The sequence below is a fragment of the Rossellomorea oryzaecorticis genome, from assembly GCF_038405515.1.
Taxonomy (GTDB): domain Bacteria; phylum Bacillota; class Bacilli; order Bacillales; family Bacillaceae_B; genus Rossellomorea; species Rossellomorea oryzaecorticis_A.
In genome coordinates, this window is record NZ_JBBYAF010000046.1 from 16,305 (window position 1) to 32,735 (window position 16,431).

21 protein-coding genes are annotated in these 16,431 nt (G+C 39.9%); 12 read left to right on the forward strand and 9 right to left on the reverse strand.

Annotated elements, in window-relative coordinates; translation table 11 throughout:
* Nucleotides 1–22 precede the first annotated feature (22 nt).
* From AAEO50_RS18245 to AAEO50_RS18255, 3 genes are read right to left on the reverse strand one after another with little or no spacing between them, the layout of a single operon-like run.
* On the reverse strand, nt 23–337 hold the full coding sequence (locus AAEO50_RS18245; protein WP_341985757.1) for a DMT family transporter: 315 nt from the start codon (nt 335–337) through the stop codon (nt 23–25).
* Complete coding sequence (locus tag AAEO50_RS18250; protein ID WP_341985758.1) at nt 319–681, reverse strand: multidrug efflux SMR transporter; 363 nt, start codon at nt 679–681, stop codon at nt 319–321. The genes AAEO50_RS18245 and AAEO50_RS18250 overlap by 19 nt, the downstream gene beginning before the upstream one ends.
* 3 nt (nt 682–684) lie before the next feature.
* Nucleotides 685–1,287: a TetR/AcrR family transcriptional regulator gene (locus tag AAEO50_RS18255; RefSeq protein ID WP_341985759.1), complete on the reverse strand. Its 603-nt coding sequence runs from the start codon at nt 1,285–1,287 to the stop codon at nt 685–687.
* A gap of 150 nt (nt 1,288–1,437) precedes the next feature.
* Here AAEO50_RS18255 and AAEO50_RS18260 point away from each other — a divergent pair, with 150 nt between their 5' ends.
* The 5 genes from AAEO50_RS18260 (at nt 1,438) to AAEO50_RS18280 (ending at nt 3,475) form a co-directional block, all read left to right on the forward strand.
* A complete protein-coding gene (locus AAEO50_RS18260) occupies nt 1,438–1,773 on the forward strand; it encodes a hypothetical protein (RefSeq protein WP_341985760.1) in 336 nt (111 codons plus the stop codon).
* Between the two features lie 90 nt (nt 1,774–1,863).
* Nucleotides 1,864–2,229 carry an aminoacyl-tRNA hydrolase gene (locus AAEO50_RS18265; protein ID WP_341985761.1) on the forward strand — a complete coding sequence of 122 codons (366 nt, stop codon included), beginning with the start codon at nt 1,864–1,866 and terminating at the stop codon, nt 2,227–2,229.
* Nucleotides 2,230–2,254: 25 nt separating this feature from the next.
* Nucleotides 2,255–2,596 carry a VOC family protein gene (locus tag AAEO50_RS18270; protein ID WP_341985762.1) on the forward strand — a complete coding sequence of 114 codons (342 nt, stop codon included), beginning with the start codon at nt 2,255–2,257 and terminating at the stop codon, nt 2,594–2,596.
* 85 nt (nt 2,597–2,681) lie between these two features.
* Complete coding sequence (locus AAEO50_RS18275) at nt 2,682–2,927, forward strand: hypothetical protein (protein ID WP_341985763.1); 246 nt, start codon at nt 2,682–2,684, stop codon at nt 2,925–2,927.
* A gap of 77 nt (nt 2,928–3,004) precedes the next feature.
* Nucleotides 3,005–3,475, forward strand: coding sequence for an NUDIX hydrolase (locus tag AAEO50_RS18280; protein ID WP_341985764.1), 471 nt, complete (start codon nt 3,005–3,007; stop codon nt 3,473–3,475).
* Between the two features lie 593 nt (nt 3,476–4,068).
* Here the strand turns inward: AAEO50_RS18280 and AAEO50_RS18285 are convergent.
* Complete coding sequence (locus AAEO50_RS18285) at nt 4,069–4,269, reverse strand: hypothetical protein (RefSeq protein ID WP_341985765.1); 201 nt, start codon at nt 4,267–4,269, stop codon at nt 4,069–4,071.
* A gap of 187 nt (nt 4,270–4,456) precedes the next feature.
* Between AAEO50_RS18285 and AAEO50_RS18290 the strand changes: the two genes are divergently transcribed.
* Nucleotides 4,457–5,038, forward strand: a complete 582-nt coding sequence (locus AAEO50_RS18290) for a histidine phosphatase family protein (RefSeq protein WP_341985766.1) — start codon at nt 4,457–4,459, stop codon at nt 5,036–5,038.
* Between the two features lie 43 nt (nt 5,039–5,081).
* Entirely contained in the window at nt 5,082–5,486 is a 405-nt protein-coding gene (locus tag AAEO50_RS18295) for a thiol-disulfide oxidoreductase DCC family protein (protein ID WP_341985767.1), read from the forward strand.
* 86 nt (nt 5,487–5,572) lie between these two features.
* Here AAEO50_RS18295 and AAEO50_RS18300 read toward each other — a convergent pair whose 3' ends face one another.
* The 3 genes from AAEO50_RS18300 to AAEO50_RS18310 all read right to left on the reverse strand — a co-directional run bounded on the left by AAEO50_RS18300 (nt 5,573) and on the right by AAEO50_RS18310 (nt 7,127).
* Nucleotides 5,573–5,971: a secondary thiamine-phosphate synthase enzyme YjbQ gene (locus AAEO50_RS18300; RefSeq protein WP_341985768.1), complete on the reverse strand. Its 399-nt coding sequence runs from the start codon at nt 5,969–5,971 to the stop codon at nt 5,573–5,575.
* Between the two features lie 73 nt (nt 5,972–6,044).
* On the reverse strand, nt 6,045–6,776 hold the full coding sequence (locus AAEO50_RS18305; protein ID WP_341985778.1) for a 5-oxoprolinase subunit PxpA: 732 nt from the start codon (nt 6,774–6,776) through the stop codon (nt 6,045–6,047).
* A gap of 180 nt (nt 6,777–6,956) precedes the next feature.
* Nucleotides 6,957–7,127, reverse strand: coding sequence for a hypothetical protein (locus tag AAEO50_RS18310; protein ID WP_341985769.1), 171 nt, complete (start codon nt 7,125–7,127; stop codon nt 6,957–6,959).
* Nucleotides 7,128–7,184: 57 nt separating this feature from the next.
* Between AAEO50_RS18310 and AAEO50_RS18315 the strand changes: the two genes are divergently transcribed.
* The 3 genes from AAEO50_RS18315 (at nt 7,185) to AAEO50_RS18325 (ending at nt 10,259) form a co-directional block, all read left to right on the forward strand.
* The gene (locus AAEO50_RS18315) at nt 7,185–7,898 is read left to right on the forward strand and encodes an HAD family hydrolase (protein WP_341985770.1); all 714 of its coding nucleotides are present in this window, start codon (nt 7,185–7,187) and stop codon (nt 7,896–7,898) included.
* A gap of 256 nt (nt 7,899–8,154) precedes the next feature.
* Nucleotides 8,155–8,835, forward strand: coding sequence for a response regulator transcription factor (locus AAEO50_RS18320; RefSeq protein ID WP_341985771.1), 681 nt, complete (start codon nt 8,155–8,157; stop codon nt 8,833–8,835).
* Nucleotides 8,832–10,259: a HAMP domain-containing histidine kinase gene (locus AAEO50_RS18325; RefSeq protein WP_341985773.1), complete on the forward strand. Its 1,428-nt coding sequence runs from the start codon at nt 8,832–8,834 to the stop codon at nt 10,257–10,259. Before AAEO50_RS18320 ends, AAEO50_RS18325 begins: the two co-directional genes overlap by 4 nt.
* Nucleotides 10,260–10,264: 5 nt before the next feature.
* Here the strand turns inward: AAEO50_RS18325 and AAEO50_RS18330 are convergent, their stop codons facing one another.
* On the reverse strand, nt 10,265–10,726 hold the full coding sequence (locus tag AAEO50_RS18330) for an Hsp20/alpha crystallin family protein (protein WP_341985774.1): 462 nt from the start codon (nt 10,724–10,726) through the stop codon (nt 10,265–10,267).
* Between the two features lie 652 nt (nt 10,727–11,378).
* On the opposite strand from AAEO50_RS18330, the gene AAEO50_RS18335 reads away from it, so the two are divergent.
* Both AAEO50_RS18335 and odhB read left to right on the forward strand, forming a co-directional pair.
* Nucleotides 11,379–14,228 (forward strand): 2-oxoglutarate dehydrogenase E1 component, encoded by a 2,850-nt coding sequence (locus AAEO50_RS18335; RefSeq protein WP_341985775.1) that lies wholly within the window; start codon nt 11,379–11,381, stop codon nt 14,226–14,228.
* 19 nt (nt 14,229–14,247) lie between these two features.
* Nucleotides 14,248–15,492: a 2-oxoglutarate dehydrogenase complex dihydrolipoyllysine-residue succinyltransferase gene (gene odhB / locus AAEO50_RS18340; RefSeq protein ID WP_341985776.1), complete on the forward strand. Its 1,245-nt coding sequence runs from the start codon at nt 14,248–14,250 to the stop codon at nt 15,490–15,492.
* 423 nt (nt 15,493–15,915) lie between these two features.
* Here the strand turns inward: odhB and sda are convergent, their stop codons facing one another.
* The gene (sda, locus tag AAEO50_RS18345; RefSeq protein ID WP_032088099.1) at nt 15,916–16,050 is read right to left on the reverse strand and encodes a sporulation histidine kinase inhibitor Sda; all 135 of its coding nucleotides are present in this window, start codon (nt 16,048–16,050) and stop codon (nt 15,916–15,918) included.
* Nucleotides 16,051–16,431: the final 381 nt, after the last annotated feature.

Consider the following 16,431-nt stretch of genomic DNA (forward strand, 5'->3'; position numbering starts at 1 on the left):
CCAGGGGTAACTGGACACTTTTTTATGATACAGTCTTCAGGCCGATAATGCTGATGATGATCAAACTGATGAAGAATATCCTTACAGGGTTTTTCTCCTCTTTAAAAAAGAGCATTCCGATCAATACCGCGCCTGCGGAACCGATACCGGTCCAGATTCCATAACCTGTGGATACGGGAATGTCCAAAAGGGAAAGTGACAATAAATAAAAACTCAGTGCACCTGCAGCAAAGCTGATCAAAGAAGGGAACATTTTTTTATATCCATCTGACAGTTTCATGAATGTCACCATGACCACCTCTGATAAGCCTGCGGCAATTAATATGATCCAGGCCATTCTTCAGACCTCCTTTGATCTTTATTTTCCTTGTCACTTATCTTAAGTCCGATCACCCCGCTGAGGAGAAGAATGATGAATCCGATCTTCAGCATATTTACTTCTTCCTGCAGAAAGGTCATCCCTACTATGGCTGTGCCTGCCGCTCCGATCCCAGTGAATACCGCATATGCAGTACCGATCGGCAGCAGTTTCATAGAATTTGAAAAAAAATAGAAACTGATCACGATTAAACATGCAGTAATAATACTTGGCAGCGGCTCCGTAAAGCCTTTTGATAAAGAAAGACCGGTTGCCCAGCCAATCTCAAGCAGTCCACCAATGATGACATAAATCCAGCCCATGTTTCATTCTCCTTTTCCATTAAAAATCCCTAAAGTATATACTCTCCAAACAGCATTCATTCTTTGTTGAAAGATATCTTCACTGTAGTAATGATGTTCAAGAAAAATCCCATCAACTAAACACAAAAATGAAGCAACAAAGTCCTTCTTATCGACCTCTTGCAAAATATTCAATTCAAGTGCATCTTCGTAGATGGCAGATAAAATGCAAGTTATCGTATCTTCGAATTGAAAGAACTTTTCTTCAATGATCTTTTTAAATTGCGGGGGCGGAAAAAAGGTGACCCGCTTCCATAGCAATGCTTCTTCGGTAGTCATCAATCGACTGCAATAAAGATCGAATAATTGTTTGAGATTTGCTTTTGGCAATCCTTGTTTCATTTCCTGGTGAAGCTGGTGATAGGCGGTTGTTTCGGTGAACAGCAGATCATCCAATACAGCAGAAAAAATATCTTCTTTATTAGCAAAATGGTTGTAAATGGATGGCTTTTTAATACCGACCGAGCTTGCGATTGCATGAAGAGAAGTGTCTTCATATCCTTTTTGTCCAAATAACCGCAAAGCAGTTTTTTTAATTCTATTTTTGTTGTCCTGTTTCATACGCATGAATACCTCCAACTCCAAACTAACTACCGTTCGTTAGTTTTGATTTTACTTTTTTTCTTTCTGAAATGCAACCTGAAAATAATTGTCATCAGTTATATTGGCATTTCATATAATGGCTCTGTTGATTTTAAACAGAAAGGCCGGGAGCTCATGAAGAAAGAAAAAGTGAAAATTGCTGTTTTAAGTCTTTCGCTGATGTGTTTAATCTTCCTGCTGAATTTCAAAGAGCTGATTCCTACTAAAGGTGAAAGGTGGATGACAATTGAAGAAAAATATTATCCCCGGGAAGATAAAGGATTACTAAAAGGGATCAGGTCGGGTGAGGAAGTTAAAAGAAATGGTTCTGGTTGTGCTATTAAGTTCAATAGCCATCGTATGACAGCCATTTACAGTATTGATTGTGACAGGTATGCAGACTACCGGATTGGAGAGAAGGTAAAGGTGACCGTACATCATGATAAAGTAGTGAAAATCAGAAGAAAATAGTCCCTTTGCGTTTCCATTCTTCCATGAAAAAAGCTAGTATTGATATATAATCACATTGGATTACCTATTAATGAAAGGGGGTAAAGGATAGTGGCAAATAGAGATCTTGTCCAATATTTTGTCGTAAATAAAGAATTGAACATGTCAAAAGGCAAAACCGCAGCACAAGTGGCACATGCAGCGACACTCAGCACCATTGAAATGGCCTCGACCAACACATCATTTAAAGATAGACAGTCCGATTTCGTTGAATGGTTACAATCAGGGATGAAAAAAATCATTCTAAAAGGGAAACAAGCTGATCTTGAAAAACTGGAGGGGAATGGATTTTTCAGTATCCGGGACAGCGGGTTAACAGAGATTGAAAAAGGTTCATTAACGGTAGTCGCTCTGCCCCCGATGGATAAATGGGAAGCTAAAGAGCTTGTTGGGCACCTGACCTTATTAAAGAACTAACCTAGTTTAGAAGGAGTGATATCAATTGTTTGCGAAAATTGACACGGTACATATTTCTGTGAGTGATTTAGATCGTGCCCGCGAGTGGTATAAGACGGTGCTTGAACTCGAGGAAATCTTTCAGACGGAGAGCTATATTGTGTTTAAGGTGGGATCGGGAGAAACTCCAATAACCATTCAGGAGGGAAAAGTCCGTCCTTCCTCAACAAAAACGATTTTGTTTTCTGATGCTTTGGAAGAAACAAGGTTAATGCTGCTCGATCGCAATGTGAAGGTCGGGGAAGTGCTGACAGACGAGGGAGTCACGTATTTTGAATTCATGGATCTGGATGGTAATCATTTTGAAGTGTGTCACTTCTTATCATAGATTTATGGTAAATTGTAAGTCGAATGCCATTTTTATGTAAATATGATTCGTTATTCTATATAATAAGGATGTGGAGGTGAAATAAATGGAAACAGGCATAGGTATGGAAGGGATCGGCATCTTCTTTGGACTTTTCAGTATTCTGTATTTAGGAATTGCACTATTTATAATTGTTTTGACAATTGTGTTCATCTTTAAAGCCATGAGTTTTATGAAACATAAAACAGAAAGTGACCGCAAGCTAATCCAAGCGATTGAAAGATTAGATCCGACTTATAAGACGAACAGCACGGACAGCACGGAAACTTCATTTGATAATGACATACGGTGATTGAAATGACCCAATGAAGCGTCTTAGCTTCTTGGGTTTTATTGTTTTTCACATAATGATATAAGGGAAGTGCGTCGATGGGCTATATAGAGGGATTAAGAAAACTGGTAGGGACCCAGCCTCTCATTCTTCCGGGCTCGGTGGTGCTCATACTTGATGACAATAAAAATGTTCTTCTGCAGCAGAGGAGATTTCCAAGCGGGAAATGGGGGCTGCCAGGAGGTTTAATGGAGCTCGCAGAATCCACTGAAGAAACTGCACGACGAGAAGTAAAAGAAGAAACAAATTTACAGTTGGGTGATCTGCACCTGTTAAATGTATACTCCGGGAAAGATCAATACATAAAAGCAGAAAATGGCGATGAATTTTATGTTGTGGCCACCGCTTTCTTCACAAAGGAATTTGACGGTGAAATGAAAGCCGATCAATCAGAATCCATCAAACTCGAATTTCACCCGCTCAACAACCTTCCATCTAACATGGTGGGAAGTCATAAAGAAATGGTGGAAGAGTATAGAAATCGATATTGCATCAATGAGCAAGAATAATATCAGTTTTTAGAACTTTTCTAATTGATAACTTTATTTATAGAAGTACTTTTGAAATCCAATTTTGTAGGATTTATCCTATTAACTTCAATAAGAACACAGAGTGTAATGTAGCGGAAGGCACTTGACTCCGACGGGAAATAGAGGAAAAGTCCAGACCCCGCAGACGGAACGTCGAGGAGGCTTGACTTCCTCCCCGCGGAAAGCAAGTGCATGCAGCGAAAAGGAACGGTCCTTGTTTATTTCACTCACCAAGAAAAGAACTTATAAAAAAATAAAATACCCCCAAAAATGATCACACATGAACGAACTATGTATTATCAACTACTTCGTGAAATGAAAAAAGATCATATTAACAACCGGGGGAGGTACTTTAAGTATGAATATAGATGAAATACTGGAAGATACCGCAGAACTTGCACAAGAGGATATTCACACGCCAATTTATAGATTTGACATAGATCGACTATTAGAACAAACAGATGATCTGTAATGATCGTTCCCTATTCAGTTAGATAGGAGCGGTTAACAGACTAACAAAAAGAGGAAAGTCCCTAGCGTAAGGGGCTTTCCTCTTTGTTTGCCATTCGGTTTTAGTCATGGCGTTTATGTTTATTGACCAATTCCTTCATCATATTGATGATAGTGGCTCTTTCTTCCTTATTGAAATGCTGCACCCAATTGTTGATGAGTAAATTTTCTTCCATTGAAAGGTCCCTCTGTAAGCCATCTTCGAAAATTCCCTTTATCTCGGATCCTTTTCTATGATTGTCAATTCCCACTTCTGGTCTCATAAGTCTTTATAACCTCCTTGTTTTCTAATTATTTTCCCTTTGGTTCATTTATAAAACATCCGGATGTGTAAGGGGAGCACTATGAATAGATCTGGGGGTATGATATTTCTTCTCAAATGGGGCTTCGTTTGTGATAAAATCAGTAAAAACATCTATACAGAGATATTACAGAAAGGGAGAGGGAGAAATGACTCAAATTTGTATTGTCCGCCACGGTCAAACCGAATGGAATTTGCTGGGGAAACTTCAGGGGCAGACGGATATCCCGCTTAATGAAACGGGCCGGAAGCAAGCTGAGGAGTGCAGAGAGTTTCTGAAGGATATGGAGTGGGATGTGGTCGTAACTACTTCCCTTGGGAGAGCGAAAGAAACGGCCGAAATCATCAATGAAGCTCATAACCTTCCAATTATCGAAATGAATGAGTTCAAAGAACGATATTTTGGAGAAGGTGAAGGGTTGACTAGAGAAGTGAGGGAGCAGAAATATCCCGGCTTTGTCTTTCCTGGGATGGAGCCGGACGAGGAACTTTACGAGCGGATTGAAGCTGGGTTGCAGGAAGTTAATAAACAATTTCCGGATAAAAAAGTTTTGATGGTTTCACATGGAGCCGTCATCCATGCGATAATCAAGAAGTATCATTTGGATGGCAGCAAGCTGGAGGAATTTCGGCTCTTTAACGGCTGCTTAACAAACCTCCGCTTCAAAGAAGAAGCTTGGAATGTGGATGATTATAATGTTACAGATCATTTAATCGAATTCAAGAAGTAGCCTCTTAGAACTTATGATACGAAAACAGAGAGGTGACGGATCTATGAGAATCATTTTATTCGATGGCATCTGCAATTTATGCAGCAGCTCAGTGCGTTTTATCATTCAAAGGGATCCAGGTGGGGAATTTAAGTTTGCTTCCCTGCAAAGTGAAGCCGGAAAGCAGTACATCGAGCAATATAATATTCATAAAACGATTGATAGTATCGTTTTTATCAAGGATGGTAAAGTGTACCTGGAATCTACTGCGGCTTTAAAAATTGCGTCCCGTTTAAAGTGGCCATGGAGAATTTTAGGTATTTTGCTGGGGATTCCGAAGCCTGTCAGGGACAGATTATATAAATGGATAGCCAAAAACCGTTACAAATGGTTCGGCCGGAATGAGTCATGTATGCTGCCGACTAAGGAAAACCGGGACAGATTCATTGAAGAAGAGACTCCGAATTAATCGGAGTCTCTTCTTCTTAGGCTTTATACGAACAGCAGCAGTCTATTAGAACAAGTTCTAAGGCTCATCGGTTGTAAAGTTAAATACTACGTACCAATAATTTTAACCGCATATTTTCGATTTCGAGGTCCATCAAATTCACAGAAATAAATGCCTTGCCAAGTACCAAGCAGCAACTTACCGTCTTTTATTATGACTGTTTGACTATGACCAACGGTACTCGTTTTTAAATGTGACGCAGTATTTCCTTCATTGTGAAGGTCCTTGGCATGATTCCATGGATAAACCTCGTCTAACCGCCTTAGAAAATCAGTTTTTACGTCGGGATCGGCATTTTCATTTACTGTAATTCCAGCAGTGGTATGCAGTGATTGAATTACGGCCATTCCTTCTGAAATATCGGATTGGTCTACATAGTCCTGAACACTTCGTGTGATTTCTATCATTTCATCCCGCTTATGAGTTTCTAAGTTCATTATTTTCATTCGTATTACTCCTTTCAGAAAAATATCTTCTCCACATTTCTATCCGACACTATCAATATTTAAACTATTAATTTCAACTCAGGTTTTCCTTCAACCTCTTAGCCAAGCTTATACCCTCGATATTATCCCCATGTAAGCAAACCGTGTCTGCTTGAATGGAAATAATTTCTCCTGTGATGGTTTGTACCTGCTGATGTTCTACCATTCTCACCACCTGTTCCTCTACTCTGTCTGCATCGTGAAGTACCGCATCAGGAAGGGACCTTGAAGTGAGAGATCCATCTGATTGGTAGGTGCGGTCTGCAAAAACCTCGTGGGCAACAGTTAGACCTGTCTCAGTCCCAGCCCTGGTCAATTCACTTCCTGAAAGCCCAAATAATACTAGAGATCCGTCTATATCGTATACGGCTTTTGCAATAGACAGTGCCAGTTCAAAATCCTTGGCAGCCATATTGTATAAAGCACCGTGCGGTTTTACATGGGTTAGTTTTCCGCCTTGAGCCGTTACCATTGCTTGCAGAGCACCCACTTGATATTGAACCAGTGCGTATGCTTCCTGGTGTGTAATATGTATATTTCTCCGACCGAATCCCTGAAGATCTGGCAATCCAGGATGCGCCCCGATCTTCAGACCATTCTTCAGGGCCTGTTTTACGGTCTGCATCATGACCAGGGGATCTCCAGCGTGGAAACCGCATGCAATATTGACAGAAGATACATATTTCATCATTTCTTCATCTTGCCCGATGGTATAAGCACCAAAACTTTCTCCTAAATCACAATTTAAGTCAATTCTCAATGTCATCACCCTTTCAAGAATCCTCATAAAAGTAGTATTAATCTTAACATATGGACGCTCTTCATTCACTTTAAACGCTGAAAGGAGGACCTCGGGAAACCAGATACCTGTTCTTAACAAACTTTGGTAGAATGATAGTAGAATCGGAGGAGTAATTGTTAAAGCCATAAAAGAAAAAGCTCGACCCTAGGAAGGACTAAGCTTTAATTTGACCTTTTTATAGAGAGATTTTATTTTCCCTTCTTTTGCTGGATGATTATTCTCTATTACTCTAGTACGCAAGATATAATAGATTACTTCCTCTGCGATGGCAAAAAGTATAAATAAAGAGGCAAAGAGTATGATCCACATTGTCATAGACTTCTCTCCTTTCAAATTAAGGTAATACATGTATATGGATATAAATACCTCTTCATGAAAAAATTAAACTTTTTAATGAAAGGAAGACGGGAATTGAAGGCTATCTTATTTGATTTGGATGAAACCCTGTTGGACAGGGAACAATCATTATTGAATTTTATCAGTGATCAATACGATCGTTTATTTACTGAATATGGTGTGAACAAAGAAGAGTTCTGTATGAAGTTTGTGGAGTGGGATCAAAGAGGGTATGTGTGGAAAGATGTCGTCTATGCAAAAATAATCAAGTTTTTCTCCTTGCAGCATTTATGTCCGGAAGATTTAGTAAAGGATTACTTGTTGAATTTTGCTGGCCACGCAACACCTTTTCCTGGTCTGCATGATGTACTGTCTACACTGAAAAAAGAAGGATACCTCTTAGGCCTTATAACCAATGGAAGGGAAGATTTACAGACCAGTACCATTGAAGCACTTAAGTTAGCACCTTTTTTTGACATCATATTAATTTCAGAAAGCTTGGGGATCAAAAAACCTGATCTCCGTATTTTTAAACATGCATTGAATCAACTTGGAATCGAACCTTCTAATGCAGTTTATGTAGGTGATCATCCAATAAATGATGTAGAGGCTTCTATTCGATCAGGTATGACAGGTATATGGAAAAAAACGGAATGTTGGGATGGGGAGGGGATTCAATATATTATCGAAGAACTCTCTGAATTATTGGTATTGATAAAAAACATCGATAAATCAATAAACAATAATTAAATTATGTTAACCTCCCCGGTTTAAGCGAAATTTTATCGTCTTCTCATCAAAATTTAATATTGGGAGAGGAAGATAAACTTGAGAGCACATAAGGGAGGTAATTATATGATGTGGATTCGCTTCTTACCCATCCTATTTTTCAGTTTCACAGCTTTGACCTTGTTCACGTATCAGGGCATTGAAATTTTTCAGGCGTTCAATGATTTTTTTGCGAAGAAATAAAGTAACCTTTAGTTTAAGTGTAGCAGGTGAGTAGATGAAAAGAGTATTAGTAATTGAAGATGAGAAAAACTTATCGCGATTTATTGAATTAGAGCTTAAATATGAAGGATATGAGACTGGTCTTGCTTATACCGGGCGAGACGGACTAGAAATGGCTTTAAATCAGGAGTGGGATGTCATTCTGCTTGACCTTATGCTTCCAGGTCTGAGCGGCATTGAAGTATGCAGGAGAATCAGGCAGGTCAAAGAAACTCCCATCCTGATGATCACAGCAAGGGATAGTGTAATGGACAGAGTATCAGGACTCGACAGTGGAGCGGATGATTATATCGTAAAGCCATTTGCGATTGAAGAGCTTCTTGCAAGACTGAGAGCCGTATTTCGCAGGTCCCATAACGATTTGCATCAATCCCCTGTTACCACCTATGTCCATAAAACCTTAACAGTTAATAAAGAATCCAGGCAGGTATTTAAAGGTGATGGTGAAATCGAAGTGACGAAAAGAGAGTATGATCTACTTGTCGCTTTTCTGGAGAATAAAAACATCGTGCTGACTCGGGATGTTCTATTGAATAAAGTATGGGGTTATGATACGGAAGTAGAAACCAATGTTGTAGATGTTTACGTCCGCTATTTACGTAATAAACTGGACTCCCCGGATGAGGAGAGCGTCATTCAAACGGTACGGGGAACTGGATATGTGATGAGATCATGAAAAAAGGGAAGAGATGGTATACACCGTCATCTTTAAAGCTCAAGTGGGCACTTGCAGCCGGGTCAGCGATATTTCTAGCGTTCTTTCTGTTCAGTTTCTTTCAATATCATGCAATCAGTAAATGGATGATAGATGAAGAAGAGAACAACTTCAGCCGTGTTCTCGATGAAATCACAGTTTTTTTTAAACAGCGAGACCCCAATATCGAACTGAATGATATTTATGACAGCAAAGACCTCATGAAGCAAATTGCAGAAAAGGATCAGACGATCAGGATACTCGGCCGCAAAGGAGAACAGGTCTTGGAGATCAAAGGGGAAACTGATCCATCCTTTTATATGCCTTTTCAGCCTGTCAGAGATAAAACAGTCAAACTGATTGAATCTGATGGAAAGAAGATATTGATTGGACATTCTCCTATCCTTTCCAGACAATTTGATGGGTATGTTGAAATCATCCAGCCGCTCAGTCGTTATGAAAAGATCATGAAGAACTTGTTTTGGATGATGACGATAACCGGTGGAGCTGCATTGCTGTTAAGCGTATTATTAGGTTATCTAATGGCCAGAAGCTTCATCCGGCCCTTGAACAAATTATCAGAGGCGATGCGCTCCACTGAAAGAGGCGGATTTCAGGAGCGGGTCGAAAACACGAACACACACGACGAAATCAGTGAACTGTCTCAAATATTTAATAAAATGATGAGTGAGATTGAAATGTCCTTCAGACAGCAGCAGCAGTTCGTTGAAGATGCCTCCCATGAATTAAGAACACCTATTCAAGTGCTGGAGGGGCATCTTGCTTTATTAAACAGATGGGGAAAAAAAGATCCGTCGATCTTAGAAGAATCTTTACAGGTCTCATTAAAGGAACTTGACAGAGTGAAACGGCTGGTCGATGAACTCCTTGTATTATCAAGAGCAGACCGTGAAATGACAAACTATGAAAATTCAAGAGTAAACATAAAGTCTTCAGCAGACAAAATCATCCGTGATTTTACTTTCCTCCATAAAGGTTATGTTTTTCAGCTTAAAAATGAGATTGAACAAAATGCCGATGCGTTTATTTTGAAGAGGCACCTAGAACAGGTTTTGGTTATATTGTTGGATAATGCTGTAAAGTATTCCGAACCTTACACTAGCATTGAGGTCTGGTTATCTGAACATGCTGAGCACCTTGTCCTTGAAGTGAGGGATGAAGGGATCGGGATTCCTGAAGAGGATTTGAAAAAGGTTTTTGATCGCTTCTATCGGGTAGATAAAGCAAGAAGCAGAGAAAAAGGCGGATACGGATTGGGCTTGGCTATCGCATCCAAGTTAATCCATAACTATGGCGGAACAATCCAAGCGATAAAAAATAAACCGGCTGGGACTATCATCCGTGTTTCGCTGAAAAAAGCAAACGGAAATGATGAAGGAGTGTAGACGTCTCAATATTTTTCTGAGACGTCTATTTCTGTGTATTGCATATCTATGCTTCTCGGAATCTTTAATTCAAGGATGCCGTCCCTGAACTGTGCAATCGCGCCCTTTTTCTTTACCAGTGAAGGCAGCGTGAGTACTTGCCGGTCACCGTGTTCAGGGATGTTTTCAATGATCGCTTGATTCGATGTATGATAGATTCTCATTTGTTTCATCCACTCATCGTTGGGGATTTTCATACGGATATAGACATCTTCAAACGTCTCGAATATATTGACAGGGATTGAATTCGAAGGAGTAGAAGCCCGGGAATCCTGATGATTTGGTTCTTCACTTGCAGGATGAATAAAAGGCTGATGACCTTTCATTGAATCAGTAGGAGTCATCATGCTGTTCCATCCGCCGGGAAACATCTTTTTCATCATATCCTGTACATAGGAATCAATTTCCTTGGGATTCATCTGATTCATTTGTTGCTTCATATCTTTATTGAATGGAAAAAGGCTCCAAGGGAACATAAGCATCACCTTTCTTTACCACACTCTAAACGAGATTCTCATAATAAAGAGCATTCTATTGGATGTAATATTGTATGCAGGGATGGGCGAATAGTTCAGAGGCATTACATTGGTGGTTAATCTTTCGATAAAAAGGGAATGAGAGGTATATCCGGGCTTAGGGCGATCCTTTCATTATATAATTCTTGAAAACAATAAAAATTCATGAAAATAACATGAAAATAATAAAAAGTATTTGGTTTTTTTTAGTAAGAGTAGTAAGATGGTTTATGAAAAAAAATTACCTTATTAATCATTCATAAGAGGGTGGATAAGAAAGCGCTTAATAAAAAGTTATTTCAGAATAGTCGTTTTTTAAATGAAATTTATCACAATTTATTATGGGAATATAAGTTAAAAGGATAGCGAGCAGGGGAGTAAACAAAATTTTAAGAAATTTGTCATAAAGACTTTATCTTACTACTGCACAGTGATAAAATATCCCTGTAAGCGTTTTAGTGCTTTGTAAATTATTATTCTTGCATAACAATTATTGAATGTTGAAATGGAAGGATACCTGATACCCAAATTATACTAACTGGCAAATAGTTGGAGGTTTTTCACGATGAAAAAGCAATCGACAAATCAAGGCGAGCCATGGCATTCCTTTTATGGACCAAATCTGGGCTACGTGATGGAGGTTTATGAACAATTCCTTGAGGATCCTTCACAAGTAGATCCTGAATTGAAGGAATTATTTGAACAATGGGGGCCTCCTACTGCTGAAGATGCTGCAGTGATGGCAAACGCTCAGAAAGCAGATACTTCTTTTACTTTACCTGCACAGCCAACAGCATTAAGCAAGATGGTAGCTGCTGTCAAGCTGGCAGATAATATTCGTACATATGGACATTTAGCAGCGGATATCAACCCGCTTAATGACCGCAATAAAGACACACGTAGAATTGAATTGTCTGAATTCGAACTGACAGAAGAAGATTTGAAGAGTATTCCTGTAGATTTTCTATGCCCGGATGCTCCATCTCATATTCAAGACGGCCTTCAGGCTGTAAATCACTTGAAGGAAGTTTATACACAGAAGCTTGCATTTGAATATGCTCACGTACATGAACTGGAAGAGAAGAATTGGCTTCGAGAGAAAATTGAATCCGGCTCTTATTTTGCACCACTGTCAAAAGATCAAAAAGTCTCGTTATTAAAGCGTTTGGCAGAAGTCGACGGATTCGAAAAATATGTTCATCGTACCTTTGTCGGGCAAAAGCGATTTTCAATTGAAGGCTTGGATACAATGGTTCCGCTATTGGATGAATTAATTCGTTATTCAGTAGAAGCCGGGGCTAAAACGGTGAATATCGGAATGGCTCACCGAGGTCGATTGAATGTTCTTGCGCATGTGATCGGAAAACCTTATGAAATGATATTTGCTGAATTCCAGCATGCTCCAAGCAAGGATCTAATTCCTTCAGAGGGTTCTATCGGCATCACCTTCGGATGGACGGGGGATGTGAAATACCATCTGGGAGCAGACAGAGAGATTTCGCCACAATCATTACCTACAGCAAGAGCCCGTGTTACATTAGCGAACAACCCAAGCCACTTGGAGGTTGTGAGCCCGATTGTTGCGGGATATACACGTGCGGCCCAAGAGAACCGTGAAGAAAATGGATACCCAGTCCAATCATCTGAAACTTCTTATGCAGTGATGATTCATGGGGACGCTGCATTCCCTGGACAGGGTGTTGTGGCAGAAACATTAAATATGAGTCAATTGAGAGGTTATAATACCGGAGGCTCGATTCATTTAATCGCAAATAATATGATCGGATTCACGACAGAAAGCCGTGATTCCCGCTCAACGAAGTATGCCTCCGATACAGCCAAAGGCTTTGAAGTGCCAATTGTACATGTCAACGCGGATGATCCGGAAGCATGCTTGGCTGCTGCTGTTTTAGCCTATGAATATCGTAAAACATTCGGTAAAGATTTCGTCATCGATTTGATCGGTTACCGTCGATTTGGTCATAACGAAATGGATGAACCAATGGTGACGAATCCGCAAATGTATTCGATCATCCAAAATCATCCAAATGCCAAAAAACTCTATGCTGAAAAGCTGATTTCTGAAGGGATCGTTGTTCAAGAAGATATCGAAAAAATGGATTCCGAGGTTGAAGAAGTGTTGAAAGCCGCTTTTGAAAAGGTGCCTGCAAAGGATGAAGACCCGGATACAGTTCTTGCTCCTCCTGAAGATGTAGCAAATGGATTACCTGAACTAGATACATCTGTTGAATTTAACAAGCTTCAGCAAATAAATGAAGAATTACTGCAATGGCCTGAAGGTTTCAATGTTTTCAAGAAGCTTGAGAAGATTTTAAAAAGACGGAGTCAAGCATTTGAAGGTAAAGGGAAAATCGATTGGGCACATGCGGAAACACTTGCATTCGCATCAATATTAAAAGATGGAACGCCGATCCGTTTAACCGGTCAGGATTCCGAGCGTGGAACCTTTGCTCAGCGTCATCTTGTTCTTCATGACGAAAAGTCAGGTGAAGAATATATTCCTTTGCATCATATCCAGGACGGCAATGCTTCATTTGTGGTTCATAATAGTCCATTAACAGAGACAGCAGTTGTGGGATATGAGTATGGATATAATGTTTTTGCACCAGAAACACTCGTTCTTTGGGAAGCCCAATTCGGTGATTTCTCCAATATGGCACAGGTAATGTTCGATCAGTTCATTTCTGCCGGCCGAGCAAAATGGGGCCAGAAAACAGGTCTTGTCATGCTTCTTCCGCACGGTTATGAAGGTCAGGGCCCTGAACACTCCAGTGCCCGTCTTGAAAGATTCCTGCAATTAGGTGGAGAATATAACTGGACAGTTGCCAATTGTTCAACTGCCGGTCAATACTTCCATATATTAAGACGCCAAGCGGCAATCCTTCAAAAGGAAGAAGTTCGCCCGCTTGTTATCATGACTCCTAAGAGCCTGTTGCGAAATCAATTTGCAGCTGTAACTGCAGAAGAATTGGCTGAGGGTGAATTCCATTCCGTCTTAGAACAAAAAGGATTGGGAGAAAATCATGAAGCCGTAGAACGAATTGTAATCGGAAGCGGGAAAATCGCAATTGATCTTGAAGAAAAACTTCAAGGTATTGATGAAACAGATTGGCTTCACATCCTTCGGTTAGAAGAAATTTATCCTTTCCCTAAGAATGATTTAGCAGGCATGCTGGAAAGGTATCCAAATCTAAAAGAACTTGTATGGATTCAGGAAGAACCCAAGAATATGGGAGCTTGGACTTTTGTTGAACCACGACTTCGTGATTTGGCACCCGACGGCGTTGAAGTTCAATATGTTGGCCGCCGCAGACGTTCAAGTCCTTCAGAAGGGGAACCGACTGTACACAAAAAAGAACAAGCACGTATTATTAATGAAGCGTTAACTCGATAAGAAAGAGGAGGACATCACAGTGGCAGAAATCAAAGTTCCAGAATTGGCAGAATCAATTACAGAGGGTACGATTGCTCAATGGTTGAAGCAACCGGGTGATTACGTTGAAAAGGGCGAATACATTGTCGAACTTGAGACAGATAAAGTAAATGTTGAAGTGATCTCTGAAGAAGCAGGAACCATTCAAGAGCTGAAAGCGGATGAAGGTGATACTGTAGAAGTAGGACAGGTCATTGCCATTGTAGGAGAAGGCGGGGAAGCTCCTGCACCATCTGAACAAAAAGGTGAAGAGAAGGAAGCTCCTAAACAAGAGGAGAAAGCGGAAGAAAAATCTCCACAGGAAGAAGAGCCTGCCAAAGAAGATAAAAAGAATCGCCCGATTGCATCACCAGCGGCGCGTAAGCTTGCTCGTGAAAAAGGTATCGACCTTTCCCAAGTTCCTACTGACCCACTTGGACGAGTGCGCAAACAGGATATTGAAGCCTATGAGAACAAACCTGCTTCTGCTCCATCTAAACCAGCACAGGAAGCTAAAAAAGCACCTGCTAAGAAAGATGATGGCAAGCCAGTGGAACGCGAGAAAATGTCGCGCCGCAGACAAACTATTGCAAAGCGTCTTGTAGAAGTACAGCAGACAGCTGCTATGTTGACCACATTCAATGAAATTGATATGTCAGCAGTAATGGAATTGCGTAAACGTAAAAAAGATAAATTCTTCGAGTCTCACGATGTGAGATTAGGGTTCATGAGCTTCTTTACGAAAGCTGTAGTAGCCGCCCTGAAGAAATATCCATACGTGAATGCTGAAATTGACGGTGACGAAATCGTCCTTAAGAAGTATTACGATGTCGGTGTAGCTGTTTCAACAGAAGATGGGTTAGTCGTGCCAGTCGTTAGAGACTGTGAACGCAAAAACTTCGCGGAAATTGAAGGAGAAATCATGGAGTTAGCGACGAAAGCAAGGAATAACAAGCTCTCACTTGCAGACTTAACAGGCGGATCCTTCACGATAACAAACGGTGGGGTATTTGGTTCTTTACTTTCTACTCCAATATTAAACGGACCGCAAGTAGGGATTTTGGGAATGCATACAATTCAACTTCGTCCTGTAGCTATTGATAAGGAAAATATGGAAAATCGTCCAATGATGTATATCGCCCTTTCCTATGATCATAGAATCATCGATGGAAAAGAAGCGGTAGGTTTCCTTGCGATGATTAAAAACTTGCTCGAAAATCCTGAAGACTTGCTTCTTGAGGGATAAACATTCTTGTATGAATAATATAGATGAACCTTTTGGCTGATACATGATGCATGTATCAGCTTTTTTTATTGGCTAGCTCTGAAGCCTGGATTGGTGTTTTTCCTATCTTTTTCACTCTTTTTAACCATCTACATAAAATATAGGAAGATGAAAATATTTTTCCTTAAGGAAAAATTAGGACGAAAGGAGTTAAACATCGTGAATCCACGCCACGCAAAAAAAATTATTTATTATACTTATATTTTTCATAAAATAGGTCTCTTGAATAGTACACAAAAACAACAAATTGAGAATCATTATTGCCAGAAGCGAAGTGATTACTAATGAAGAACAAAAAGACAGACTCTAAAGTGGAGTCTGTCAAAAATTTATTCTCAGGGGGTGAGAATGAAATTTCATATCATTTTATCTTTATTTCCAATGTCATGATTTCCTAAAAGGTTTTAATCCTCGAGTACGGATCTCTTTTCTTAATAATTGAATCCAGTCTTGATCATTCCCTTGTTTCTCAGCATCACGATAAGCTGCCACTAACTGTTCATTACTTAAGATTTTCATGACCAACCTCCTAGGAATGTTTAAAATATAGAATTTTCTATATTTTCTTTATATTTTACATAGAAACGCTGCATTTGAAAAGTGTTTTTTATTCAAATCCATCCAAAGTAGGATTTTAAGGATTTTTGTAGAAATAGGTTTAATTGATAGTTAATTTGTCTAAATAATATAGTTTTATAATAAATTTATTTTTGGTCTTTAAACGCAGCTGTTGATTTCCGTGCAAGACTTCGCTTTCCGCGGGTGACCCGTGAGCCTCCTCGTCGCTGCTCTCCTGCGGGGTCTCACTTGTCTAGCTGCAGGGCTTAGAGGCACATGTCATAAGCCAAACCGACCAAGAAGGCAAAGAGCGCCTTCCAGGCCGATTCGTCTTATGCCACC

Excerpts from the sequence above, each read along its gene's own strand:
- AAEO50_RS18245 (WP_341985757.1), bottom strand. The coding sequence starts at position 337 with ATGGCCTGGATCATATTAATTGCCGCAGGCTTATCAGAGGTGGTCATG.
- AAEO50_RS18250 (WP_341985758.1), bottom strand. The coding sequence starts at position 681 with ATGGGCTGGATTTATGTCATCATTGGTGGACTGCTTGAGATTGGCTGG.
- AAEO50_RS18255 (WP_341985759.1), bottom strand. The coding sequence starts at position 1,287 with ATGCGTATGAAACAGGACAACAAAAATAGAATTAAAAAAACTGCTTTG.
- AAEO50_RS18260 (WP_341985760.1), top strand. The coding sequence starts at position 1,438 with ATGAAGAAAGAAAAAGTGAAAATTGCTGTTTTAAGTCTTTCGCTGATG.
- AAEO50_RS18275 (WP_341985763.1), top strand. The coding sequence starts at position 2,682 with ATGGAAACAGGCATAGGTATGGAAGGGATCGGCATCTTCTTTGGACTT.
- AAEO50_RS18280 (WP_341985764.1), top strand. The coding sequence starts at position 3,005 with ATGGGCTATATAGAGGGATTAAGAAAACTGGTAGGGACCCAGCCTCTC.
- AAEO50_RS18285 (WP_341985765.1), bottom strand. The coding sequence starts at position 4,269 with ATGAGACCAGAAGTGGGAATTGACAATCATAGAAAAGGATCCGAGATA.
- AAEO50_RS18290 (WP_341985766.1), top strand. The coding sequence starts at position 4,457 with ATGACTCAAATTTGTATTGTCCGCCACGGTCAAACCGAATGGAATTTG.
- AAEO50_RS18295 (WP_341985767.1), top strand. The coding sequence starts at position 5,082 with ATGAGAATCATTTTATTCGATGGCATCTGCAATTTATGCAGCAGCTCA.
- AAEO50_RS18300 (WP_341985768.1), bottom strand. The coding sequence starts at position 5,971 with ATGAAAATAATGAACTTAGAAACTCATAAGCGGGATGAAATGATAGAA.
- AAEO50_RS18305 (WP_341985778.1), bottom strand. The coding sequence starts at position 6,776 with ATGACATTGAGAATTGACTTAAATTGTGATTTAGGAGAAAGTTTTGGT.
- AAEO50_RS18310 (WP_341985769.1), bottom strand. The coding sequence starts at position 7,127 with ATGACAATGTGGATCATACTCTTTGCCTCTTTATTTATACTTTTTGCC.
- AAEO50_RS18315 (WP_341985770.1), top strand. The coding sequence starts at position 7,185 with ATGAAAAAATTAAACTTTTTAATGAAAGGAAGACGGGAATTGAAGGCT.
- AAEO50_RS18320 (WP_341985771.1), top strand. The coding sequence starts at position 8,155 with ATGAAAAGAGTATTAGTAATTGAAGATGAGAAAAACTTATCGCGATTT.
- AAEO50_RS18325 (WP_341985773.1), top strand. The coding sequence starts at position 8,832 with ATGAAAAAAGGGAAGAGATGGTATACACCGTCATCTTTAAAGCTCAAG.
- AAEO50_RS18330 (WP_341985774.1), bottom strand. The coding sequence starts at position 10,726 with ATGAATCAGATGAATCCCAAGGAAATTGATTCCTATGTACAGGATATG.
- AAEO50_RS18335 (WP_341985775.1), top strand. The coding sequence starts at position 11,379 with ATGAAAAAGCAATCGACAAATCAAGGCGAGCCATGGCATTCCTTTTAT.
- sda (WP_032088099.1), bottom strand. The coding sequence starts at position 16,050 with ATGAAAATCTTAAGTAATGAACAGTTAGTGGCAGCTTATCGTGATGCT.